Annotated in this window: 21 protein-coding genes and 1 pseudogene; 9 read left to right on the top strand and 13 right to left on the bottom strand. The window is 72.5% G+C overall.

Going from position 1 to position 23,540, the window contains the following annotated elements; all coding sequences use genetic code 11:
* Nucleotides 1-1,294: pseudogene (locus tag PPSIR1_RS18160) on the top strand (hypothetical protein); the annotation flags it as partial.
* A gap of 2 nt (nt 1,295-1,296) precedes the next feature.
* Here PPSIR1_RS18160 and PPSIR1_RS18155 read toward each other — a convergent pair.
* The 5 genes from PPSIR1_RS18155 to PPSIR1_RS18135 all read right to left on the bottom strand — a co-directional run bounded on the left by PPSIR1_RS18155 (nt 1,297) and on the right by PPSIR1_RS18135 (nt 4,886).
* Nucleotides 1,297-2,238, bottom strand: a complete 942-nt coding sequence (locus tag PPSIR1_RS18155) for a hypothetical protein (RefSeq protein ID WP_006972572.1) — start codon at nt 2,236-2,238, stop codon at nt 1,297-1,299.
* The gene (locus PPSIR1_RS18150; RefSeq protein ID WP_006972571.1) at nt 2,235-2,564 is read right to left on the bottom strand and encodes a hypothetical protein; all 330 of its coding nucleotides are present in this window, start codon (nt 2,562-2,564) and stop codon (nt 2,235-2,237) included. The genes PPSIR1_RS18155 and PPSIR1_RS18150 overlap by 4 nt, the downstream gene beginning before the upstream one ends.
* A gap of 46 nt (nt 2,565-2,610) precedes the next feature.
* Nucleotides 2,611-3,156, bottom strand: a complete 546-nt coding sequence (locus PPSIR1_RS18145; protein ID WP_006972570.1) for a hypothetical protein — start codon at nt 3,154-3,156, stop codon at nt 2,611-2,613.
* Nucleotides 3,157-3,300: 144 nt separating this feature from the next.
* Nucleotides 3,301-4,167 (bottom strand): aminotransferase class IV, encoded by an 867-nt coding sequence (locus PPSIR1_RS18140; RefSeq protein WP_006972569.1) that lies wholly within the window; start codon nt 4,165-4,167, stop codon nt 3,301-3,303.
* Between the two features lie 8 nt (nt 4,168-4,175).
* On the bottom strand, nt 4,176-4,886 hold the full coding sequence (locus tag PPSIR1_RS18135) for a polyprenol monophosphomannose synthase (protein WP_045116264.1): 711 nt from the start codon (nt 4,884-4,886) through the stop codon (nt 4,176-4,178).
* Between the two features lie 354 nt (nt 4,887-5,240).
* Between PPSIR1_RS18135 and PPSIR1_RS18130 the strand changes: the two genes are divergently transcribed.
* Together PPSIR1_RS18130 and PPSIR1_RS18125 are read left to right on the top strand one after the other, a co-directional pair.
* Nucleotides 5,241-5,855: a PilZ domain-containing protein gene (locus PPSIR1_RS18130; protein WP_157595681.1), complete on the top strand. Its 615-nt coding sequence runs from the start codon at nt 5,241-5,243 to the stop codon at nt 5,853-5,855.
* Nucleotides 5,852-7,468: a hypothetical protein gene (locus PPSIR1_RS18125; protein ID WP_006972566.1), complete on the top strand. Its 1,617-nt coding sequence runs from the start codon at nt 5,852-5,854 to the stop codon at nt 7,466-7,468. The genes PPSIR1_RS18130 and PPSIR1_RS18125 overlap by 4 nt, the downstream gene beginning before the upstream one ends.
* An 86-nt stretch (nt 7,469-7,554) precedes the next feature.
* On the opposite strand, the gene PPSIR1_RS18120 is transcribed toward PPSIR1_RS18125, so the two are convergent.
* On the bottom strand, nt 7,555-7,953 hold the full coding sequence (locus PPSIR1_RS18120; protein WP_006972565.1) for a hypothetical protein: 399 nt from the start codon (nt 7,951-7,953) through the stop codon (nt 7,555-7,557).
* A 9-nt stretch (nt 7,954-7,962) separates the two neighbouring features.
* On the opposite strand from PPSIR1_RS18120, the gene PPSIR1_RS18115 reads away from it, so the two are divergent.
* From PPSIR1_RS18115 to PPSIR1_RS18100, 4 genes are all read left to right on the top strand, one after another.
* Nucleotides 7,963-8,520 (top strand): DciA family protein, encoded by a 558-nt coding sequence (locus tag PPSIR1_RS18115; RefSeq protein WP_006972564.1) that lies wholly within the window; start codon nt 7,963-7,965, stop codon nt 8,518-8,520.
* Nucleotides 8,521-8,696: 176 nt separating this feature from the next.
* Entirely contained in the window at nt 8,697-9,509 is an 813-nt protein-coding gene (locus PPSIR1_RS43080) for a CDP-alcohol phosphatidyltransferase family protein (RefSeq protein WP_006972563.1), read from the top strand.
* 39 nt (nt 9,510-9,548) lie between these two features.
* A complete protein-coding gene (locus tag PPSIR1_RS18105; RefSeq protein WP_006972562.1) occupies nt 9,549-10,553 on the top strand; it encodes a hypothetical protein in 1,005 nt (334 codons plus the stop codon).
* Between the two features lie 81 nt (nt 10,554-10,634).
* Nucleotides 10,635-11,510: an SH3 domain-containing protein gene (locus PPSIR1_RS18100; RefSeq protein WP_006972561.1), complete on the top strand. Its 876-nt coding sequence runs from the start codon at nt 10,635-10,637 to the stop codon at nt 11,508-11,510.
* A 7-nt stretch (nt 11,511-11,517) separates the two neighbouring features.
* Here the strand turns inward: PPSIR1_RS18100 and PPSIR1_RS18095 are convergent, their stop codons facing one another.
* A complete protein-coding gene (locus PPSIR1_RS18095) occupies nt 11,518-12,684 on the bottom strand; it encodes an NAD-dependent epimerase/dehydratase family protein (RefSeq protein WP_232296505.1) in 1,167 nt (388 codons plus the stop codon).
* A 143-nt stretch (nt 12,685-12,827) separates the two neighbouring features.
* On the opposite strand from PPSIR1_RS18095, the gene PPSIR1_RS18090 reads away from it, so the two are divergent.
* Both PPSIR1_RS18090 and PPSIR1_RS18085 read left to right on the top strand, forming a co-directional pair.
* Nucleotides 12,828-14,195 (top strand): NTP/NDP exchange transporter, encoded by a 1,368-nt coding sequence (locus PPSIR1_RS18090; RefSeq protein ID WP_006972559.1) that lies wholly within the window; start codon nt 12,828-12,830, stop codon nt 14,193-14,195.
* A 278-nt stretch (nt 14,196-14,473) separates the two neighbouring features.
* Nucleotides 14,474-15,817: an NAD(P)/FAD-dependent oxidoreductase gene (locus PPSIR1_RS18085; RefSeq protein WP_157595679.1), complete on the top strand. Its 1,344-nt coding sequence runs from the start codon at nt 14,474-14,476 to the stop codon at nt 15,815-15,817.
* A 168-nt stretch (nt 15,818-15,985) separates the two neighbouring features.
* Here the strand turns inward: PPSIR1_RS18085 and PPSIR1_RS18080 are convergent, their stop codons facing one another.
* The 6 genes from PPSIR1_RS18080 to PPSIR1_RS18055 all read right to left on the bottom strand — a co-directional run bounded on the left by PPSIR1_RS18080 (nt 15,986) and on the right by PPSIR1_RS18055 (nt 23,534).
* Nucleotides 15,986-16,669, bottom strand: a complete 684-nt coding sequence (locus tag PPSIR1_RS18080) for a methyltransferase domain-containing protein (protein WP_006972557.1) — start codon at nt 16,667-16,669, stop codon at nt 15,986-15,988.
* Nucleotides 16,670-16,769: 100 nt separating this feature from the next.
* A complete protein-coding gene (locus PPSIR1_RS18075; protein ID WP_006972556.1) occupies nt 16,770-19,316 on the bottom strand; it encodes a carboxypeptidase-like regulatory domain-containing protein in 2,547 nt (848 codons plus the stop codon).
* A 47-nt stretch (nt 19,317-19,363) separates the two neighbouring features.
* Nucleotides 19,364-20,515, bottom strand: coding sequence for a hypothetical protein (locus tag PPSIR1_RS49395; protein WP_198154538.1), 1,152 nt, complete (start codon nt 20,513-20,515; stop codon nt 19,364-19,366).
* 106 nt (nt 20,516-20,621) lie between these two features.
* Nucleotides 20,622-21,485, bottom strand: coding sequence for a tryptophan synthase subunit alpha (gene trpA, locus PPSIR1_RS18065; RefSeq protein ID WP_006972553.1), 864 nt, complete (start codon nt 21,483-21,485; stop codon nt 20,622-20,624).
* A complete protein-coding gene (gene trpB, locus PPSIR1_RS18060) occupies nt 21,478-22,764 on the bottom strand; it encodes a tryptophan synthase subunit beta (RefSeq protein ID WP_006972552.1) in 1,287 nt (428 codons plus the stop codon). The genes trpA and trpB overlap by 8 nt, the downstream gene beginning before the upstream one ends.
* Nucleotides 22,765-22,820: 56 nt before the next feature.
* Nucleotides 22,821-23,534: a phosphoribosylanthranilate isomerase gene (locus tag PPSIR1_RS18055; RefSeq protein ID WP_006972551.1), complete on the bottom strand. Its 714-nt coding sequence runs from the start codon at nt 23,532-23,534 to the stop codon at nt 22,821-22,823.
* Between the last annotated feature and the right edge of the window lie 6 nt (nt 23,535-23,540).

The raw sequence follows: 23,540 nt of genomic DNA, 5'->3' as shown, positions 1-23,540 counted from the left end.
GGAGTCCGACGCCCTCGCGGCCCTGCTCGAGACCCACCCCGACCTCGCCGAGCACCCCGCCGTGCAGGTCGCCGAGCTCCGGGCCCTCGACAAACCCGAGCGCGCCCTCGCCAAGCTCGCCGCGCTGCGCCAGCAAAGCGCCGGCGAGGGCGAGCTGCCCTGGCGCCTCGAGCTGGCCGAGGCCGAGCAGCTCATCGCCCGAGCTTCCGAGGGCGACGCGCGCGACCCCGAAGCGGCCGCCAAGGACCGGGCCCAGGCCCGCGCCCGGCTCGAGCGCGTGCGCCAGGGTCCCCTGCCCGCCCGCGCCCACGAGCTCCTCGCCCTGCTCGCGGTCCACGACGAAGACCTCGCCAGCGCCCACGGCCACCTCGACGCCGCGCGCCGGTCCATCGCCGTCGACCTCGACCCGCGCTACGCCAGGCTGCACGCCGACTTCCTCGTCGAGCACGGCTGCCGCGCCCGGGCGACCGAGGCCCTGCTCGAGCTGGCCAAGTCCGACGCCGCCCGCCTGCCTGCGGATCCGAGCACGCAAGGCGGGCGGGTCTCGCCGCCGCTGCTCGACACCGACGACTACCGCCGCCTCGTCGAGCTCGAGCTGCTCCGCCTCGAGGACGCCCGCTTTTGGGGCCTGCCCCCCGAGCCCGACCCGGCCTGGCCGCAGTGGCTCGAGCGCGCGGCCATCGAGGACGAGCAGGTCCGCGACAGCCTCGAGCTGCGCCGCTTCATCGCCGAGGGGGGCGCCCGCGCCAACGCGGACGCGACCGCTGGCGACTCCCCGGAAGAAAAGCCGCTCCCGGAGGCCATCGCGGCCATCGTCACCCGGCTGTCGAGCGCCCCCAACCCGCTGTCCGTCAGCGCCGAGAACCTCGCCCTGCTCGCCCGCCTCGACCACGACGCCGGCCGCCGCGAACGCGCCGCGATCCGCATCGACGAGGCCAAGCGCCGGGGCAAGGGCCCCCGCGAGCGCGCCCGGGTGCTCAGCGTGCTCGGGCGCATGCAGGCCACCGACGGCGAGGTCGAGGCCGCGGCCGAGAGCTTCCTCGAGGCCTGGCGCCTGGCCCGGATGTCCAAGCGCCCCGACCTGGGCTGGCTCATCGATCTCGGCGAGCTGACCGTCCGCTACCTCCGCAGCCAGGACAAGGAGGGCGAGGCCCAGCAGATCGCCAAGACCCTGACCCGGCTGATCCCCGACCACGCGACGACCTGGACGCTCTACGCCGACGGCCTGCGCGAGGATCCGGCCAAAGCCAAGCGCGCCCAGACCCGGGCCGACGCGGCCAGCTGGTGCGAGTAGCGCTACTCGCTCGGCTCGACCGACTCGGAGGCCGAGCTCGAGCGCGCGTCGAGGGCCGCGCGGATCTTGGCCAGCGAGTCGTCGAGGCGCTTGCGCGGGACGTTGACCCGCGTCGGCATGCCGCCGCCCAGATCGAGCAGGTCGACGAAGTTGAGCCCCGAGTCGAAGGGCGCCGCGATGCTGACGTTGCCCCCGTCGACGACCACCGCGACCGTGGCGAGCTTTTGCCCGAGCAAGAGCAGCTCGGTCTTGTCGAAGTCGCCGGCGCCTCCGGGCACGGACACCACGGCCAGCTCGCCCTCGACGGCGTAGCTGTCGGCGATGGCCACGGAGCGCGCCGCCATCCGGTCGTAGTCCGCGGCCGCCTTGGCGATGGCCTCGCGCTCGGGGCCGGGCTTTAGGCCCTCGACGAGGTAGCGGATGATCCGCTGCTTGAGCACCTCGTCGCGGTAGTGGGCGCGCAGGGCCTTGTCGATGGCCGTGGCCTCCGGGCCCACGGGGCCGATGCGCGTGTCCACGGCCCGGGCGTCGTCGTCGGCCCCCGGGTAGGGCTCGCGCCCGCCGAGGATCCACTTGACCGCCGCGTAGAGCCCGTCGAGGTCGAAGTGCGCGACGACGGTGTCGACGGGGCCGGTGTCGCGGACCAGCTCCTCGTCGATCATCTCCGGGCACGCGCCGTGCTCGGCCTTGGTCGCCAGCACGAAGCGCGGGTCGTCGGCGAACTCCGGGTGCGCGGGGTGATCGTGGTGGTCGACCCAGCGCGCGAGGCGGTCGCCCAGCTGGGTGATGAACTTGCCGGTGGTCTTGCGAAAGCCCTTGCCCAGGCCCTCGGACGCGAACGCGATGTCCAGCACGACCACGCGGCCGTCGAGCTCCCGGGCCTTGGGCAGGCGCCGGGGGCTAGCGAACACGACCCGCAGGCGGCTGAGGTCGGCGGCGCTCACCCGAGCGCGTCCCGGGCCGCGCGGAGCTCGGACACGGCGTGCTCGTCCATCGCCGCCGAGGCGACCTCGATGCCGCGCTCGTACATGCTGGCCGCCTCGGCCTTCGCGCCCTCGTCCTCCCCCGCTGCGGCGACCGCCTCGAGCAGGTTCCCGTACATCAGGTAGGCCGGGATGTAGCTCGCGTGGCGCTCGACCAGGGCGGCGAAGGCCTGCCGCGCCTCGGCCAGGCGACCCAGCTTCTTGTACTCCATGGCCAGGCCGTACTGCGGGAAGGGATCGTCGAGCTTGGTCTTGGCGATCTGCTCGAGCATGGCGAGTCGGTCCATGGCGGGTCCTTCCTGGGGGCCGGAGCGCGAGGGCGGCGGGGATGGGTCAGGAGGCCGGGCGCTCGGCCCAGCGCTTCTTGAAGGTCTCGACGTAGCCGTCGATCTCGCCCTTGGGCATGCCCAGGGCCTCGAGGATCTCGGGGGTCTCGTCGTAGATGTTGGTCTCCTGCAGGTGCCCGACGAGCAGCAGGTAGGTCGCGACCTCGTGGTGCGGGTGGCGCTCCATCAGGCCCTTGGCGGCCTCGCGCAGCTCCTCCGGGGTCTTGGTCTCGCAGAAGTCCTCGTCGGTCTCGCCCTGGGTGTGGCGGACCTCCAGGGAGTCCAGGTACTCGATGAGCATGTCCCGGTGGTGGCGCATGAGCCACTCGATCAGGAAGGCCAGGGCCAGCTGCTCGTTTTGCTTGGTGAACTCGTTGTCGAAGCGCTTGCGCCAGACCTTGCGGCGCGCCGCCTGACTGAACGCGGTCTTGGGCGTGTTCGAGTGCGAGCCGCCCGCCTTGAGCACGGCGCGGAGCTCCTTGCCAGAGAGCAGCGAGTAGTAGGCGTCGACCTTCTCCTGGCCGAGGTGCTTGCAAATCTCGAGGGGCTTCATCGGGGGCGGTACCGTAGACGCACGCGGCCACCCGCGCAAGCGCTGCCGGAACGCTGCCGCGCGCCCCATGTTGCATCGCTCACGCCTGGATGCTCTGCGCTCGTCGTGGACGACGCCACGCCCTCCCTGCCCCACGCCCACGACTCAGGCCCGGGACTGCCCGTCGAGGTAGCGGTCGTAGGCTGCGGCCAGCTTCACCGTCAGCGGGCCCGCCTCGCCGGCACCGACGCGCGCGCCGTCGAGGGTGGTCACCGGCATCACGCCGCGCACCGAGGAGGTCATGAACACCTCCGCGGCGCCGCGCAGCTGGTCCGGCCAGATCGTGCCCTCGTGGACCTCGACCCCGAGCTCGCCGCGGAGCAGCTCGAGGACCACGCCGCGGGTGATGCCCGCGAGCAAGCCCGTGGCCAGCGAGGGCGTCGACACCCCGCCGCGTGCGTCGACCATGAACACGTTGGAGGTCGCGCCCTCGGCCACGGCCCCCTCGGCGTTGCACATGATCGCGTCGTCGGCCCCGTCCTCGTGAGCCTTGCGCAGGGCGAGGATGTTGCCGAGGTAGCTGCCGGTCTTGAGCCCCGCGATCGCGCCCTCGCCCGAGACGATCACCGCCGAGATGCCGCGGGTCCGGGCGGCCTCGTCGGGCACGCTCAGGGGCGTGACCATGACGACCGCCACGGGCGACTCGGCCATGCGCGTATCGAGGGCGATGGGCCCGGTGCCGCGGGTGACCACCAGGCGGATGCGGCTGTCGGGGTTGCCCGCCGCGGCGAGGGTCTCGTCGATGGCCGCGCGCAGCTGCTCCCGGCCAAAGGGCAGCTCGAAGGCGATGCCGGCCGCGCTCCGCCACAGACGATCGAGGTGCGGCTCGAGCTCGACCACGCGCCCGCCGGCGGTGCGCATGGTCTCGTAGACGCTGTCGCCGTACAAAAAGCCCCGGTCGAACACGCTGATGGTCGCGTGCTCGGGGTCCACGGCCCGGCCCAGGCTCGACATCCAGATCTTGGTGCCCATGGCTCAGCTCAGCCGCGCGCGCGCAGCTCGATCACCTTCCACAGCGCCTCGACGGCGATCTTGGTGTTCATCTTGGACTGCCCGCGCTCGCGCTCGACGAACACGATGGGGACCTCGAGCACGCGGTAGCCGGCCTGGACCACGCGGTACTTGAGCTCGATCTGAAAGCCGTAGCCCCGGGTCGCGAGGGCGCGGAGGTCGAGGCGCTCGAGCACGGCGCGGGTGAAGCACAAAAAGCCCGCGGTCGGATCCTGGATCGTCAGGCCGAGGATGCTGCGGGCGTAGAGGCCCCCGCCCCGGGACAGGAACTGGCGGTGCCACGGCCAGCCCTGGGTCCCGCCGCCCGGCACGTAGCGGCTGCCGATCGCCAAGTCCGCCCGGCCCTCGGTGCACGCGCGCAGCAGACCTTCGAGGTAACGCGGATCGTGCGAGAAGTCCGCGTCCATCTCGAACAGGTGGGTGTAGCCCGCCGGCTGGGCCAGGCCCCACTCGAAGCCGGCGACGTAGGCCTTGCCCAGGCCCTCCTTACCCTGGCGGTGGAGCACGTGGACGCGCGGATCCGCAGCTGCGCGCTCGTCGGCGAGGGCCCCCGTGCCGTCGGGGCTGGCGTCGTCGATGACCAGAACATGGAAGTCTGGCTGCGCCGCCAAGATCGCGTCCAAGATCGCGCCTAGGTTTTCTCGCTCGTCATATGTGGGCAGACACACCAGCGGGCGCACATCGGCGCTCGAGGCGGCGTTGTCTGCGGAGGCGTCCGGGGTCGAGCCGGGGGGCGACGTCACCGGCGCAACATAGCCCTTTTGAGACGGCGAGGTACCCCCAGACACGCGCCAGGGTGGCTTCAGGCCGCAGGATCCGCACTCCAACCGCGCGGCCGGCGTGTTTGACGATGCGCACTCGCGCCGGGGAGGAGCCATGCGAGGGGGCGCTTCATTCACCATGATCCCCAGGTGTCACCAGCCTTACGATCAGTTGTATGGGAGCCTAGAGCCATCCTCCCGAAGCTCGAACGAAGCCACCCACACGGAGAGAAGTGTGGTAGAGTGCGCACACTTCTAGGGACGTACGATTCCTTGCGGAAAATACGCTCGCACTACGGAACTGCTGAGGACTTTGTCGCCGCGATCCGCGAAGACAACGCCCTCGAAGTGTTCACCACGGACAGCTACGAGCCAGGAGAAGAGATCCTGCTCGAGCTCTCCTTTACTGGATTGCCCGGCAAAATGATGGTCCGGGCGATCGGGCAGGAGTGGCACGCCGCTCGGCCCCGGTTGCGCGTGCGCGCAGGCGGGACCGTGATGTGCGCCGGCACCGAGGCCCGAAAAGTCCAGTTCCTGAAGAAGGTTGCGACGGGCGAGGTCCGCCTCACCGCGCGCCGTCGCCATGTGCGCCTGCCCGTGCTCGTCGAGATTCGCTGGCGCCGGCGGGGTGAGCGCGACTTCAAGATGGCGGCGCTGTCCGAGATCTCCGAAGGTGGCGCCCTGCTCCTGACCCAGGACGAGCGCCCCGACGTTGGTGACGAGGTCATCATCGAGATCACGCCACCGGGGAGCGCCCGACCCCTCGAGATCCTCGCGGTGGTCCGCAACAAGAACAACGAGGACGGCGTCGGCCTCGAGTTCATGGCCCGCGACATGGGCGGCGTGCATCGCCTGCGCGAAGTCATCCGTCGCCTCGTCGAGCAGTGAGCCGCGAGCGCGGCCCTTCGACCCGCGCGCTGCTCCTCGCCCTCGTGCCCATCTTTGGTTGGGGCGCGGGCGCGGGCGCAGGCTGTGGCGACGACGCGAGCGCCGAGTCGACGGCGTCCGCCCCAACCGGAGCTGGGGACGGCGCGGTCGAGGCGAAGGCAAAAGACCCTGGCGAAGACCCCGACCACATCGAGGCGGTCGGCGATTGCGAGCAGCTCGCCGCCCGGGCGCGTCGTTCCGAAACGGACCGCTCCCTGGTCCCGCTGCTGTGCCCTGGCCTGCCCCTCGATCGCGCGACGATCAAGGCGGCGCTGCTCGCCGAGCCCCACCCTGGCGGCGCGGCCCGGTGGATCGCGCGCCTCGACGACCACCCCGAGCTCCAGGGCCTCGCGCGCCTGGCCGCCCTCGATCGCTCGAGCCAGGCCCTGCCCGAGGAGCTCCCCGACGCGGCCACGGCCCTGCTGACGCCCGTCGACGATCGAGTCCTCGCCGCGGTCGAGCTGGCCTACGCCCGCCTCGCCGCGCCCCTGCCGGAGCCCGACGCCGATCCCGACTCCGGCTCGGCGGACCCGCCCAGCCCGGCGAGCATCGAGAACCAGCGGACCCGCGCCCACGCGCTGCTCGCCGTCGCCCACCTCCAGGCCCTCCAGTCCCTGGGCCTGTCGCCGGGTCGTCCCCTCCCCCCGCTCGCCCGCCTGCTCGCCGCCCGGGTGCTGTTTCACGGCCGGAGCTTCTGCCGCTTTTACTGGCAGCGGCGCGTCGCCGGGCTCGAGCGCACCTTCGCCGAGATGGAGCGGACCCTGCTCGAGCTGTCGATCGACCTCGACAACACCGAGCACATCGGCGACTCGGGCCTGCTCGCCGTCGAGCGCGAGCGGACCCGCATCTACCTCCAGCGCAAGGGGCCCAAGGCCCGCATCGCGTCCATGGCTCGGCGCGCGCCCCAGGGCGACGCGCGGGCCCTCGGCAGCCGCCTGCTGCTCCCGCTCAGCCACGAGCTCGAGCGCCTCCTCGATCACCAGCTCTCGGCGTGGGCCTTCGATCGCGCCGTCGCCAAGGGCGGCGCGCCCGGGGGCCCGGGCATCGACGCCGTGCTCGCGGCGCTGACCGAGGCCCTGCGCGAGCGAGACCTCCGCGAGCTCGAGCGGCGCATGAACCGGCGCATGGATCGAGCCCGCGCCGGCTTGCCCGCGTCGCGGGAGCGGGGCACGGGCGCGCTCGAGCCCGAGCTGCCCGTGGAGTGGCTCGACGCCCCGACCCTGGCCGAGGACGCGCGCGCGTGGCTAGCCATCGCCGACGAGGCCGAGCGCCGCGAAGGGCCGCCGAGCTTCGCCCGCCGCCACGCCCTCGCCCGGGCCATCGTGGCCCTGCGCAGCCGCCCGGACGCCATCCGCGAGCTCCTCGCCCGGGGCAGCCACGAGGCCGAAGCCGATCCGCTGGTGCTCCGCTACCGCGCTGTGCTCAACGAATTGCTCGTCGCCATCGACGGCGAGAGCCTGGCGAGCTTGCGGGCCATCGAAGGCGCCGCGCGGCCCGGCGATCGAGACGCCCAGACCGAGGTCCGGCGACGCTACGCCCTCGCTACCCGGGACGCACTCTTGCACCCCCGCTGAGTCGTGGACGTGGGGCAGGGAGGGCGTGGCGTCGTCCACGACGGCAAAAATAGACAGGGACTGTGAAAACTTCACAGTCCCTGAGTTCAGGGCGTGTCCAGAGAGACAGGGCGCTGGTCGCAGCGGACGCGCTCGACCGCGACGCGGCCGTCTTCCTCGACGCGCACGAGCACTTGCTTGCCCTTGGGCGCGGACACCCAGCGGCCTCGCTCCTCGCCCGCGCCGTCCCGGGCGCGCACGCGCAGCAACCCGCCGCGGCCGTCCTCGCCCGCGACCGCGCACTCGCCCGGGAGCAGCTCGACGTCGCCGACGGCGAGCACGTGGCCGTAGTCCGGCGAGCGCATCACACAAGCCCGCGGGGCCGGCCGGGGCCGGGGCGCGCAGGTCCGCTCGGCGCTCACGGACCAGCCCTCGGTGCTCGCGCAGCCCGCCGCGCCGACCAGGCCGACCAGGGCCGCGGCCAGGACCGCGGGGCTGTGGCACACTCGCCGAGCATGGCCAAGCAAGGCAAGGAGTGGCGCGACGACGGGCGCCCGCGACGACGCTGGCGCGGCCGCGACGTCCACAAGCGCCGGGGGCGAGTACCCGTCGAGGAGGTCCTCGACGAGCTCCTCCAACGCCACATCCCCGGAGAGCTCCGCCGCCTGACTCGGATCCGCGAGCTGTGGCCGACGATCCTGCCCGCCAGCTTCGCCGACTACGTGTGGCCCACGCTCGTCCAGGGCCCTCGCTTGTTGGTGCACGTGCACGATAGCCAGTGGCTACACGAGATGACCTACTGGCGCCAGGAAGTGCTCGACCGCCTCGAGCAGGCCTGGCCCGAGGCCGAGATCACCACCGTGGAGGCCTTCGTCGGGCCCCTGCCCCCGCTGTCCGAGCGCCGCCCCGAGCCCGAGCCCCTCCCCGAGCCCGAGATCCGCGAGCCGGTCCTCGACCCCGAGGTCCCCGACGAGACCATGGACGCGCTCAAGCAGGTCGAGGACGCCTCCCTGCGCGACGTCCTCGCCCGCGCCCGCATGTTGCTGGGCCGCCCTGCCGGCCCAGGCCAGTAGCCAGGTCCTCGGCGGGAGTCACGCCGGAAGCCACGCCAAGGACCCGACGTCTACCCACACGTGCACGCGACCTGACATCTCCAGTTCGTCATTTCTGCGTCGAAGCTGGGCCTAAACAGCGTCTCCTGCCCGCTCGTACCCTTGCCAGCGACCCCCAAAGCGGTCTTAATGGCGAGATGTCCAGCGCGCACACGGACGCCAGCGAGCCAACCGAGGACGACGCCCCCACCCCGGCGTGGCGCTACGTCATCCCCAACGCGGTGACCTGCGCGAGCCTGGTCCTGGGGCTCGCGGCGATGATCGCCGCCGTCGACGGCCGCTTCGAGGCCGCCGGCTGGTTCATCGTGTGGTGCGTGCTCTTCGACAAGCTCGACGGCACCTTCGCGCGCCTGCTCAACGCGTCGAGCAAGTTCGGCGTGCAGCTCGACAGCCTCGCCGACCTCGTGGTCTTTGGCGTATCCCCCGCGGCGGTGCTCATGCTCCTGAGCCGCAGCGAGCCCGAGATCTTCGGCGCCTGGGGCCCCTTCGCCTGGGTGATGCGCGCGTGCCTGGCCCTGTTCGTGGTTTGCGCGGCGCTGCGCCTGGCCAAGTTCAACGTCATGTCCGAGGGCGGGCCCAAGGTCTTCTTTGGCATGCCCACGACCCTCGCGGGCGGCCTGCTCGGGCTGCTCTTGCTCGTCGGCCTCGAGTACGACCTGACCCGACTGCTCGCCGCCCTGCCCCTGCTGGCCCTCGTGTTCGGCCTGATGATGGTCTCGAACCTGCCCCTGCCCAAGGTGACCAAGCGCGACACCGCGGTCGGCAACTACTTCCAGATCTTCAACCTCGTGGCCTGCTACGCCTGCGGCTTCGCCCGGGTGCTGCCCGAGTACCTGCTGCTGGTGACCATCGGCTACGCGGGCGTGGGCTTCGTGTGGGGCGCGCTGCACCGCCGCGAGCTCCTCGAAGGCGGCGAGGGTGAAGACGGCCTCGAGCTCCAGCCGAGCTGAGCTCGATCTCGGCGAGCCGCGCTGGTAGCTTGCGCGGCGATGAGCGCTGACGAGACCACGCAGCCCGGACCCGCGGACCTTCACGGGCGCATCCTCGAGCGCCTGCGCGGCGAGCCGGAGGCCCTCGAGCAGCTCGTCGGCCTCGGCCTCGAGCACGTCCTCGACCGGCCCCTCGAGCAGCTCGTCGACGCCGAGTGGTTGGCCCGCGCGCTGACCGAAGGCGTGCGCAACTCGGCCCGCTCCAACGAGTTCGAGCGCTGGGTCGCCGAGCGCGTCGAGGAGGCCCTGACCCGCGCCGATCGCCTCGAGGGCGCGCTCGGCGAGCGGGTCCCGGTGACCTTGCTCGGCCCGGTCGAGAAGGCCCTCGGCCGCCCCTACCAGCCCGACCGCGAGCTCGTCCGCTCGCTCCTCGACCACCCCTCGACGCGCACCATCCTCCGCGAGCTGCTCGAGGCCAACATCCTCGAGTTCGGCAAGCGCATGCGCTCGATGGTCCCCGACGCGGCGACCAAGGTCCCCAAGCTCTCCGGCGGCGGCTTCGCCTCGCGCCTGGCCGGGGTCGCCAAGGGCGTCGCCACGGCCGTCGGCAGCGAGCTCGAAAAGCAGCTCGAGCCCCGGGTCAACGCCTTCGTCGACGACATCCTCGGCGTCGCCGTGGACCAGATGGTCGACCGCGTCGCGTCGCCCGAGTTCGCCGAGGACTTCGCCACCTGGCGCGTGGACGTGCTCCGCTCGCTCCTCGGTCAGCCCGTCGATCGCCTGGTCGCCGAGCGCCACAAGTACCCGCCCGGGGACTTCGCCGCCGACGTGGCCGCGATCTTGCGGGCCCTGGCCGCGTGGCGTGGGCTCGGGGAGCAGGTCGAGGCCTCGCTCACCGAGCTCATCCGCGAGTATGGCTCGACCTCCGCCCGGGACTTCCTGGCGGGCTCGGGCCTCGAGGAGGCCTGGCGCCCGGCGCTGCAAGAGGCCCTCGTCGACGGCGCTCGGGACTTCGTGGAGACCCCGGCCTTCGAGGCCTGGCTGGGCGTTCTGCTCGAGGAGTAGAGCCCCGAAACAAGTCCGGCGCCAGCTGGGTCGCGCCGCGTCGAGGCCTCGCGGGGCTCCCCCCTGGGCTACCATCGACCCATGGACTGGACGATGGGCAAGCTGTTCTCAGCGCCGTGTTTGGTGGCGTCGCTCCTGGCCGTCGCGGCCCTCGGCTGCGGCGATGATGCGGTCACGCCCGTTCCCAAGGACGATGACGTCGGCGAGGACGAGTCGGACTCGAGCGGGGAGACGGACACCACCGAGTCCGACTCGACGGGCACCGAGTCCGAGACCGACACCTCCGAGTCCGACTCGACGGAGTCGGAGTCCACCGAATCCGAAACCGACACGACCGAGCCCGAGACCGACACCTCCGAGTCCGAGACGGGCTCCGAGACCGGCTCCGAGCCCGAGAGCTGCGCCCTGCCCGTCGTCGACATCGCCTTCTCCCTCGTCGGCGCGGCGTCCCCGGTCGACAGCTGCGAGGACTACAGCTTCGCCGGTCAACACTTCGGCGGGAACCTCGGCGGGACCTACAACCTCGACGGCTGCCCGTGCGGGGCGAGCTGCGTCCTGCCCGATCCCTACACGCTGACCCTCGACCTGCCCGACCCGGCCATGCTGCCCGTGCTCGACGCGTGCCCGACGGTCCACCTGCGCCGCGACCCCGACAGCTGCGAGCCGACCTCCGTGACCGTCGAGACCCAGCAGGGCGAGGTCCTCTTCGTCGCCTCGCGCGAGCCCTTCGCGGCCGTCGACTTCCCCGCGCTCGCGGTCACCCCGGTCAACGCCACGGACTGCGAGGGCTTCACCCAGCACGCCCTCGAGGTGATGCACGGCGACGCGATCGAGCTCGTGTCTCAGGGCGAGGAGGCGACCCTGCCCAGCGAGAACGGGCAGTGGGTGGTCCAAAACTACGCCGCCCAAGACAGCGCCGGTGAGGGCAACTACGACTGGGCCGCGCTGCTCGACTGAGGGGACGCTAGGCGGCCGCGTCCGCCGACGCGTCCTTGCCCGCGAGCAAGGCCAGCAGCTCCGTCTCGCGCGCCGCGGCCAGGCCCGCGCGTGGTTCGGCCCGGCGCGCCTCGGGCAGCTCGTTCCAGTAGGCCAGCGTATCGACGAAGGTCTCGCCGAGGGGGCGAAAGCGGAGCCCGTCGGCCTTGGCCCCCGACGCGTCGACCTGGCCCAGGCCCCCGACCTCCGGGTCCGAGGGCGGCACCCACACGGTCATCTCCATCCACGGCTGGACCTCGTGCTCGGCCAGGAACTCGGCGCTGGCGAAGCGCAGGCTCGCGTCGACGCCCAGGGCCGCGACGCCGGCCTCGAGCATGGCGCCCACGCCCAGGCGCTCGGCCGGCCCGACGGCGTTGTACGTCCGGGTCTGGCCGCGCTCGAGGCACAGCAGCATGAACGCCGCGAGGTCGCGGGCGTCGATGAGCTGCACGGGGTCCTCGGGCTGGCCGGGCGCCAGGACCTCGCCGCCCCGAGCCAGGCGCACGGGCCAGTAGGTGAAGCGGTCGGTCGGGTCGCCGGGGCCGACGATGAGCCCCGGGCGGATCACCGTGGTCTTGCCCGGCATCGCGGCCTCGGCCGCCTGCTCGCACAGGGCCTTGAGCGGGCCGTAGAACTGGCGCACGTCGTCGTTGCCCGGCTCGGGGTGCTCGGCCAGGGGGGCGTCGGCCGTCAGCCCGGCCTGGCCCTGGTTGGCGTAGGCCGAGACGCTCGACACGAACAAGTACTGGCGCGCGCTCGACAGCAAGCTCGCCGTCGCGCTCACGTGCTCCGGGACGTAGCCCGAGGTGTCGACGACCACGTCGAAGTGCTTGCCCTCGAGGGCGGCGAGATCCCCCTCGCGACGATCGCCGCGGAGCTTGGGCAGCTCGGGGAACAGGTGCGGGTTGGTCTTGCCGCGGTTGAAGAGCGTGACCTCGTGACCGGCCGCGACCGCGGCGCGGACGAAGTGCGGACCCAAAAAACCCGTCCCGCCGAGGATCAACACGCGCATCGGCTCCCCAGGCGGACGCGCCCGCGGCCCGTCGCCCGCCCCGGCTCCGGATCCCGCAGCGGTGCTGCCCGCCGTCGCTCCCCCGGACGCGCACCCGAGCGCGCCCGACAGGCCCGAGATCCCCAACAGGCTCGCGCCCAGCATCAGCATTCGTCGTGAAGTCGCCACGCCCCTGCGACCCTGCCAGCGCGGGGGGGTGTTTCACGTCGAGCGGGACTGCGCGCCCCCGCGACTCACGCACGCGAGGGAGCCAAACCCTCCGAGCGCGGCGGGGGTCACAAGCGCCAGTGTCCACGCTCCGGCCCCAGCCCGCGCCCCCACCCGAGCCTGCGCGGGGGGGTGAGCGTGGCTTCGCGCGAGCGCTGCTGCGCACCGCCGAGCTCGATCCTGGCGACGGCCGGCGCGTGCTCCTGGCCGCGCTGTGGTCGTGCTGCCTGCTGACGACCAACTACACCCTCCGTCCGCTGCGCGACGCGATGGCGGTGAGCGGCGGCGTCGATCAGCTGCACTGGATGTTCACCGCGACCTTCGTCGCCGTGCTCGTGGCCGTGCCCGTCTACGGCCTGGCCGTCGCGCGCCTCGATCGCGCGCGCCTCGGGGCCCTGGTCCACCGCTCCTTCGCCTTGAACCTGATCGTGTTCTTCGCGCTCATGCGCGGCTGGCTCGGCGACACCCCGGCCCTGGAGTTGTGGACCGCGCGGGTCTTCTTCGTGTGGACCTCGGTGTTCAACCTCCTCGTCATCTCGCTGTTCTGGTCCGTGATGAGCGATCTCTTCTCGGGCGGAGAGGCGAGGCGCACTTTTGGCGTCATCGCCCTCGGGGGGAGCGTTGGCGCCCTGCTCGGTCCTGCGCTGGGTGGCAGCCTCGCCCTGTCCGTGGGCCCCGCGTGGTTGACCCTGGTCGGCGCGGCTTTGCTCGAGATCGGCCGCTGGTCCATGGCCAAGCTCGCTGCCGAGCCGCGCCCCGACTCCCCCGAGGCTCGCGGCACCGAGGGCAAGGTCGAGTCCCCGCCCGCCGACGACGGACCCATCGGCGGCAGCCCCCTCGCAGGCCTCGCGGAGGTTTTGCGCTCACCGCGGCTCATGGCGCTGTGCGCCTACGTCTTGCTCATGACCGCCGCGTCGACGGTGCTCTACTGTGTCCAAGCTCGCCTCGTCGTGCTCAACTTCACCGATGAGGCCACGCGCACGGCTGCCTTTGCGGCCGTCGACCTCGCGACCAACGCGCTGACGGTCACCGCCCAGGGCCTGCTCACGGGCCGCTTGATCCGTCGCCTCGGCCTGCGCTGGACCCTCGCCGTGCTCCCCCTCGCGTGCCTCGCGGGCTTCGTCGCCCTCGCCCTCGGCCCCACCCTGACCGTCGCGTTCACGGTCCAAGCCGGCCGCCGCTGCCTCAACTATGCCTTCGCTCGGCCCGGCCGCGAGGTCCTGTACACGAGCGTCGAGCGCTCCCCTCGCTACAAGGCCAAGAGCTTCATCGACACCGTGGTCTATCGGGGCGGCGACGCGCTCTCGGGCTGGGCCTTTGCGGGCCTCGAAGGGGCGGGACTCCAACTCGCCACAGTCGCTGCAATCACAGCCCCGGTGTGTGGAATTTGGGCACTGATCGCGTGGCGCTTGGGCGCTGCGGTGGACGAATCCGCCACGCGCGGGTGATCGGCTTCGATTCGCCACACTCCCTGGCGTACTCCATCGAGCGCTTTCGCACTCTCTGCCCTCGGCCCCGCGCGCATGTTCAATCGCAGCACCGCGCGAGCGACGGCAACGTGACGACATTCATTGGTGTCTCCGATCACCCCGCACGGCGCGCATGGCCAAGGCATTCACACCACGCGCGAAGCCGCGGGCAATCGGAGCGTGGGTTCTCGCCGCGTGGGCAAACAGCGCTCACGAGAACTCCAGACACCCTGCCTCCCAGCCGATATACTCGCGGAATGAGGCGAGCCGTCGTGGTCGGAGCGAGCGCAGCAGGGCTGCTCGCTGCGCGCATCGTCTCCGACGTCGCCGACGAGGTCGTGATGATCGACCGCGACGTCCCGCCCGAGACTCCCGGGCTGCGCCGCGGCGTTCCCCAGGGTTTCCACGCCCACAACATCCTCGCGGGGGGCTACGACTCCATCGAGACCCTGCTGCCCGGGATCTGGGACGCCATCGCCAAAGACGGCGGCGCCAACGTCGACATCGGCGAGGGCCTGGTGATCTATTGGGCCGGGAACCGCTTCCCCCACTCCAAGCCCGCCGGGATGCGCCACGCCGTCCAGTCCCGCGTGCTGCTCGAGCACCACATCCGCAAGCGGGTCGAGGCCCTGCCCAAGGTCCGCACGCGCTACGGCACCTACGCCCGCGGCCTCGACATTGCCGACGGCCGCGTTCGGGGCGTCCGCCTCGGTCGCGAAGGTGAAGCGATCGAGCAGATTCCGGCGGACATCGTCATCCTCGCCACTGGCCGCAGTGGACGCGTGCTCAAGTGGTTCCACGAGCACGGATATCCCTCCCCTCCGATTCACTCGATCCCCGTACGCCTCGGCTACGCTTCGCGACTCTATCGGGGGACCCCTTCGGTCAACGCGAACACCCCCATCCTCGCCTGCTACGGCACGCGCGAGCGGACCACCCGCCACGGCGTGGCCCTGCGCATCGAGACGGGCGAGACCCTGTTCACGATCATGGGCTACGACAGGGACTTCCCGCCGACGGAGCCCGAGGCCTTCGAGGCCTGGACCGAGACCCTCGAGACCCGCGACATCGCCATGAACATCCGGGCCGCCGAGCCGACCTCGAAAGTCCACGGCTTTCGGGTCCACGACCAGTACCGTCGGGACTGGCACAAGATCAGCCTGCCCGAGGGCGTCGCCGTCGTCGGTGACGCCGTGTGCGGCCTCGACCCCGTGTTCGGCCAGGGCATCAGCGCCCACGCCACCCAGGCGATGGCCGTCTACGAGACCGTCCAGCGCCGCGGCTTCCAGAGCCAGGCTGTCCAGCGCGCGGCGAACCGGGCCATCTTGACGCCCTGGTTGATCAACTCCCTCGAGATCGCCCGCTACCCGACCATCGCCCCCCACGTCCCCCTGCCGCCCATGGTCCTGAAGATGGCCCGGCCGCTGCTCGATCGCATCTACAGCGCGTGCCCGAACAGCACCGAGGTCTATCACGAGTTCCTGAAGATCATGACCATGAAGCAGGGGCCCTACCTGAGCCCGGCGAACTTCCTCCGGGTGCTCCGCAACGCGGCCTCGGGCCGGGTCTCGGCCAAGGGCGCGCCGGGCGAGGCCGGCTAGTACCGCGTGTCTGAAGTTCGTGCCGGGTTTGGGGCATCGCTGGGACCCGAGGGCAAGGAGCCGCGACGACGCTGTGGTGAACCCCACCGCTAGGAGCGGCGACACAGCCATTCGGGTTCCAGTGCCGGTCCAAACCCGACACGGACTCCGGACACGCGGTACTGGGGCCTACGGCTTCGGCTGGCGAGCGCTGAACAGCGCGACGGTGCCGACGACCTCGATGTCGACGATCTCGAAGCTGCGCTCGAGGGCCGCGCGCAGGCCCTCGAGGCCGTCGCTGGCGTTCCCGAAGATGCCCTTGTCGTTGTAGACGGACACGAGCTTGCGGCCGAACAGGTTATGGTCGACGCCCACGTTGAGGATGGTCGATCCAAACAGCACGCCCGCGGGCGCGAGCGCGGGGGCGAGGTGGGCGAAGGCGGCGCCCTTGGACTCGAAGCCCCCGGGCAGGCAGTGCATCAGGTAGTTCAGGGCGATGGACTCGAAGTGCCCCGCGGGCAGGTCCACGGGCGCGAGCACGTCGGCGCGCACGGACTTGGGCTGGTAGCGGGCGACTCGCTCGGCGGTGAAGCGCAGGCTGTTGGCGTTGAGATCGAGGAGCCACAGCTCCGGCGACGCGGGGAAGCGCGCGCGGTCGAGGAACCACCCGCTGCCCACGCCCACGTCGAGGTGGCGGGCGCCCACGTGGGCGTCGTAGTGGGCGAGGATGCGGGGGCTGGAGCAGCGCCACGCCAGGCGGTTCGACAGCGCCAGGACCCAAAAGTCGTAGACCCGCAGGACCCACGGGGAGTAGACCGCCTGCCCGGCCTCGGTGTCCGCCTCGGTGTTCGGGTGCTGCGCCGCGGAGCTCATCGGGCGCACCATAGAACCTCTGCGCCCCCGCGGCAGCTCCCGCTCCCACCATGGCGCCGGGGCCCAGCTCACGCCGAGCTCACCATGGCGAACGCGCCGCTCAGAACTCCACGGACACGCCGAGGCTCGGGTAGATCGGCAGGCCGAAGCTGCCCGTGCGCACGCTGAAGTCGGCGCTGTAGATCCACGCCTCGGGGTAGAGGTTGTTGTAGACGTTCTGGACGTCGAGGTAGACCCCGACGACGGTGTTTCGCTTGGTCCAGCGCTTGTCGAGGCGCAGGTCGAGCTGGTGAAAGAGCGGCCGGTAGGTCGTCCCGCGCACGGACTGGAGCGGGACGTTGGTCCAGGCCAGGCCAACGTCGAAGTTGTCCGTGCCCAGGTAGACGCGGTCAGGGTTGCCCGAGACCACGCGAAAGCGGGCGCCCAGGCGAAAGCCCCGCGGCAGGGCGGCGCTGACCAGGGCGACGAAGTTGTGGCGCTGGTCGAAGACCGCCGGGACCCACGACACCCCCTCGCTGGCGCCGACGCCCGTCCGGGTGTCCTCGATGCGCGACCAGCTGAGGGTGTAGCCCAGCCAGCCGTCCAGGCGCGGGCCGAGGGGGCGCCCGAGGTAGAGCTCCGCCCCCATGCCGCGCTGGCGCGGGACGGGGAAGGCGTTGCCCGAGTCCGCGGACACCAGGGTCTCGGCCAGGCCCTCGCGCCAATAGAGCGTCCCCCTGGCGTCGAGCTCCCAGGGCAGCCGGAGCTCGACCCCGGCGGAGGCCTGGATGACCCGGGTCAGGCCCAGGGTGCCCTCGACCAGGTCGCCCTCGACGCCCGGGTCGAAGTAGCGCGTGAGGTAGTTGGGCAGGTCCACGTAGCCGCCCTGGTAGGGGAAGACCGAGGGCAAGGCGTTGAGCTGGTTGGTGCTCGAGCGGAGCACCACGGGGACCCCGAACATGCCCGCGCTCCCGATCACGGCGACGCGGCGGTGGACCTGCCCGCGCACGTGCAGGCGCGGCTCGACGTTGACCTGCTGGCGCCGGGCGAACTCGAACAAGTTCGCGCGCAGCCCCGGGACCAGCTCCCACTCGCCCAGCTGAACGCGCGCCGTCAGCCACATCCCCGCGCGCAGCTTCTCCCCCGCGAAGTCGTCGCGCATCCCGAACATGTCGAGGTCTGGGGGGTTGAGGGGATCGAGCACCGGGACGTCGGGGTCGAGGCTCAGCTGGCTGCGCCGCCAGCTCTCGTAGACCACGTCCACGCCGGCCTCGAGCTCGACCGCCTCGTGGACCTGGGCCGCGTAGAGCATGCGCCACGAGCCCACCCAGGCCGTGCGATCGGAGGCCTGGTACTGGCGCAGAGAATTGCTGTCGAGGCGCAGCGAGGGGCTGATCAGCGCCCGCCAGTCCCTGCCCTCGGCGCGGTACTCGAGGTCGAAGCGGTGGAAGCTGGCCCAAAAGTCGAGGTCGTCCTCGTCGTCCTCCGCGCTCAGGCCCTCGCCCACCAGGTTGTCCCCGGCCCCGAGGGCGCGCAGGCTCAGCAGCTGGCGCGGGGCCGCGTAGGGCCCTCGCCCGGTCCCGCGGCCCAGGGGGATGTCGAAGCGCGCGTGGTAGTCCCAGTACGCGGGGATGAGCAGGCTGCCGAGGATGGCCCCGGACTCCTGGCCCACGGCCCGCGAGGCGATGCGATCGGCCAGGCCCGCGACGGCGTCGACGTGGCTGCGGCGCACGGCCAGGGACACCGCCCCGCGGCCCACGGGCGCCTCGACGTGCGCGCCGACGTCGAACAGGTCGATGTGCGCCTCCCCGTGGGCCCCGCGGCAGGCCGGCTCGTCCTCGAGACCTCGCTCGGTCCAGGCGTCGCAGCCCGGGGCCGTGTCCATGACCACCAGGCCCCCGCCGAAGCCGCCGAAGGCCGCCGGGTAGCTCCCCGGGTGGAGCGCGACCCGGTCGACGGCCGCGGGGTAGACGACGCTGGCGACGGGGACGATGTGGAAGCCCCGGGGCACGGGGTGGCCGTCGACGTAGTAGCCCGTCCACGTCGGCGTGGCCCCGCGCAGGGCGAGCAGGCCCAGGCCGCCGGGGCTGCGCGCGACCCCGGGCAGGTTCATGGCCGCGACCAGGGGCTCGCCCCCGCTGCCGGCGTAGTGCCGCGCCTGATCGCCGTCGAGGACGTACTCGGGGGCCTCGGCCTCTTCCGGCACCAGCGAGCGGACCTCCGTGCGGTACTCGCTGGCCGCGTCGGGGCGCAGGCGCAGCACCAGCGCCTCCCCTGCCCCTTCTTTTTCGGGGACCGTGACCGCCTCGAACACCTCGTAGCGCGCATAGCCGCCAGCCACGACGATGACCCGAACCGTCCCCGCGGGCACCTCGTCGAGGACGAAGCGGCCCTCGTCGTCGCTCTCGGCCCGGCGCATCCAGGTCACCGCCTCGGGGTCCAGGGGCTCGCGGGCGGCCTTGCCAACCCGGGCCTCGGGCGGCGCCGCGACGACCATGATGACCGCGGCGGCGACCGGCCGGCGCGAGGACCCAGCCTCGATCACCCGCCCGCGCACCTCGACCTCCGGGGGCGGATCGGGCTCGTCTTCGACCGCGGGCTCGGGCTCGCTCGGCGGTGGCGGCGACGCGGCCTCGGCCGCGCCCGAGCCCAGCCCCGCGAGGGCCACCGCCGCGACCCCCAGCGCCCGAGCCCAGCGCGGCGGTCTACGCCCCCTCACTCCACGACCTCGAAGGCCAGCCAGCGCACCACGTCCCCGCCGCGGGCGTCGGAGACCACCAGCACCACCCGGAGGACCTCCCCCACCTCGGCCGACTGTTCGACGACCAGCTCCGCTCGTTCCAGGCTCAGCAGGGCAGGCTGCACCTCGAGGCTGTCCGAGGCCGCCGCCGGGGTCCGCAGCCCTGCGGTGGTGTAGTGTCGAAAATTGACGGCCTCGGGCCAGGGCACGAACACCAAGCCGTCGGGGTCCGTGGTGTTGATGATGGTCTGGAGCAGCTGCGCGTCCTCGTCGAGCACGGGGACGATGTCGAGGGTCTGGCCGCGGCGCACGGGAATCGGGAAGGCGAGCTCCGGTGCCTCGGCCCCAGCCACGAGGCTGTTCAGTGAACCATCGACGCCAAGGCTGATGCCCGCGAGGAAGGGCGGGTGGTTGGCCGCCTGCAGGAAGGCCGCGAAGGGCACGTGCTCGAGGGGCACGACGGTCTCCAAGCCCTCGGCGTCGGCGTGGACCTGGAGCAGCCACCTGGGCCCGAGCTCGACGGTGTGGTTGACGAAGGCGCAGCCGTCCAGGCTGCCGTCCAGGGCCTTGCGCGCCTCCCAGCAGTCCTCGGCCCGGCGCCCGCCCCAGGCGAACACCGCGAACAGATACATGTTCTCCGTGTTCGCGGCCCGCTGGGTCAGGGGCGGCAGATCAAACTCGAAGCCGAGGTCGCCCGTGCCCAGGACGCAGCGCGAGTCGAGGTCGTAGTCCTCGACCGCGTCGCAGTCCACGTCGCCCAGGCTGCGGTCGAGGCGGGAGCCCATGAGGTAGCAGTTGCTGCCGCACTGAAACCACAGGCTCTCGACCTCGCTCGCCGCCAGGGGCTCGGCCGAGGTGTCGACGATGACCCCCTCGACGCGCACCCGATCGCCGGGCATGAGCTCGGTGATCGGGCTCTCGGGCAGGACCACCGGGGAGTCGAGGCGCTCGGGGAACAGCGGCCCCGCGACCAGGATCTCGGACTGGAGGGCGATGGCTCGGGTGCTCGTCAGGACCCGCGCGTCCGGGATGGGCATGGTGCACGCCGACGACGCGAGCAGCCCCAGCGCCGCCGCGCCCAGCACCCCAAGCGCCGCCCCGAAGCGGCTGGTCGTCGCGGACCTCACCGCCTGACCATAGCTCGGCGCCTCCACGGACACACCCCGGGATTCGCCCCGCGGCACCGTGGGTCGGTCGAGTGGACCACCCCCCTCCGAGCTCGGCCAGCGACGGTCAGGAGCGCGAGCAGGCGCCGCGCAGCGCCTGGACCTTGGCCGCCAGGGCCTCGCTGCCGGTCTTGGCCGCGCGCACGAGGGCGCTGCCGACCACGACCCCGTCCGCGAGCTGGGCGAGGACCGCGACCTGCTCCGGCTCGCGCACGCCAAAGCCCACGGCGACGGGCAGCTCGCTGCGGCCGCGCAGATCCTCGATCTGCGCGCGCACCCCTTCGCTGCTGGCGTCGAGGGCCGCGCCGGTGACCCCCGTGAGGCTGACGGCGTAGATGAAGCCGCTGGCCCCAGCAACCAGGCGGTCGCGCCGGGCCGGAGGGCTCGTGGGCGCCGACAGGGCGATCCAGTCGAGGCCTGCCGCCCGCGCCGGCTCGCGCAGGATCGCGGCCTCTTCCGGGGGCAGGTCGACCACGAGCAGGCCGTCGACGACCTCGGCGAGGGCCCGACACAGCTGCGCCTCGCCGCCGCCTGCCCCGTCCTCCGCCAGCCGCCCCGCCGCGCGCAGCAGCGGGTTCGCGTAGCCAAAGAGCACGATCGGCAGGTCCGGGAAGCGCTCGCGGACGGCCCGGGCCAGGTCGAGGGCGCCGTCAAAGGTGGCACCGGCCGCGAGCGCGCGGACCATCGCCGCTTGGATCTCCGCACCGTCCGCGGTCGGGTCCGAAAACGGCACGCCGAGCTCGAGCACGTCGAGGCCGGCCTCGCAGGCGGCGAGGATGTGGGCCAAGCTCGCGTCGCGGTCCGGGTCGTAGGCGGTCAGGTAGCCGACCAGGGCCGCCCTGCCCTGCGCGCGGCAGGCAGCGAAGCGCGCCGCGATCCGGCTGGTCTGTGCCTGTGCCTGTGCCTGTGTCTGCGTCTGCGTCTCAGTCATCGTGGCCTCCCTTCCCGGCCGGCTTTTGCGAGCGCGCCCGGGCCTCCTCGACCTCCGCGACGCTGTCCGCGTCGAGGCGGCCCATGACGGTGTGCATGTCCTTGTCGCCGCGCCCGGACAGGTTGAGCAGGATGGTCGCCTCGGGCCCGAGCTCGCGCACGAGCTGGGGCAGGGCCGCGATGGCGTGGGCGGTCTCGAGGGCGGGGATGATGCCCTCGGTGCGCGAGAGCAGCGAGAGGCCGTCGAGGGCCTGGGCGTCGTCGATGGCGACGTAGCGCGCCCGCCCGGTCTCGCGCAGGTGGGCGTGCTCGGGGCCGATGCCCGGGTAGTCGAGGCCCGCGGAGATCGAGTGGGCCTCCTGGAGCTGACCGTCGTCGTCCTGGAGCACGAGGCTGCGCATGCCGTGGTAGACGCCCTCGGCCCCGCGGCTCATGGTCGCGGCGTGCAGGCCGTCGAGGCCCTCGCCCGCCGCCTCGACGCCGATCAGCTGGACCCCGGGGTCGCCGAGGAAGCCGGCGAAGATGCCCATGGCGTTGCTGCCTCCGCCGACGCAGGCGACCACGGCGTCGGGCAGCTTGCCCGTCCGCTCGAGCATCTGGGCCCGCGCCTCGTCGCCGATGACCCGCTGGAGCTCGCGGACCATCATCGGATAGGGATCGGGGCCCATGACCGAGCCGATGACGTAGTGGGTGTCCTCGACGTGGGCGACCCAATCGCGCAGGGCCTCGTTGATGGCGTCCTTGAGCGTGGCCGAGCCCGCGGTCACGCTCTTGACCTCGGCGCCGAGCAGGCGCATGCGGAACACGTTGAGGGCCTGGCGGGCGACGTCCTCGGCGCCCATATAGACCACGCAGGGCATGCCGAAGTAGGCGCAGACCGTGGCCGTGGCGACGCCGTGCTGGCCCGCCCCGGTCTCGGCGATGATCCGCTGCTTGCCCAGGCGCCGGGCGAGCAGCACCTGCCCGACGCAGTTGTTGATCTTGTGCGCGCCGGTGTGGTTGAGGTCCTCGCGCTTGAGCCAGATGTCGCCGCCGCCGACGGCCTTGGCCAGGCGCGGCGCGGGCGTCAGGGCCGAGGGCCGGCCGACGTACTCGGACAGGATGCGCTCGTAGTCCCCGCGGAAGCTCGGGTCGGCCCACGCGACGGGCCACTCGCGGGCGAGCTCCTCGACCGCGGGCATGAGGGTCTCGGCCACGAAGCGGCCGCCGAAGCGACCGAAGTCCCCGGCCGAGGGGGCGACGCCTTCGGGCGAAGGCGGAGAGGTGGAGGCGCTGGCCATGCCGGAGCTTCCCGCCGGGGGCCGCGAAGCGCAAGCGCCCCGGCGCGCCCCTTCCTTCAGTCGGCGGGCTTGCCCCGCAGCGAGGCGCGTGCGTGGTCCCGGGCGCGGACCAACGCCGCGATCGCGGCCCGATCCTTCTCACCCTGGCGCGCCCCAGAGAGCTCGGCCCCGCTGGCCAGGTCGACACCCGCGGGACGAACCTGGCCGAGGACCTCGGTGACGTTGCCCGGGTGAATCCCCCCGGCGATCCACACCGGCGTGGGTGAGAGGGCGATCACGGCCTGCGCGGCCCAGTCCCAGTCGGTCCGGTGCCCGGCCCCGCCGTAGCCCGGGACCGCGGCGTCGAGCAGCACGAGCTGCGGCGCCGGCTCGGGCAGGCGCAGCCGCTCCAGCGCCGGGGTCCCGCGGATCACCCACACCCACGCGACGCCGAGGCGCTGGGCCAACGCGGCGTAGGGCTCGACGGGGGCGTCGCCGTGGGGCTGGATCGCCGCGAGCGACCAGGCCTCGACGTGGGCCGCGACGGCGTCGAGCGGCGCGTCCACGAACACGCCCACGCGCGCGGGCTCGAAGCGGGCCGCTGGGTGCTCGCCCCGCGCTTGCTCGAGCACCCGCCGGCCCGCGTCGAGCTCGAGGAAGCGCTTGGAGCCGGGCCAGAAATTGAGGCCGACCATGTCGACGCCGAGCTCGGCGCAGGCGCGCAGGTCCTCGGCCCGGGTCAGCCCGCAGACCTTGAGGCCGGGCGCGGCGACGGCCAAGGAAGCGGCCATGGGCCT

Origin of the sequence: Plesiocystis pacifica SIR-1, from assembly GCF_000170895.1 — a bacterium.
GTDB lineage: Bacteria > Myxococcota_A > Polyangia > Nannocystales > Nannocystaceae > Plesiocystis > Plesiocystis pacifica.
Note: the sequence above shows the minus strand (reverse complement) of the source record. Positions and strands in the feature narration are given on the sequence as shown.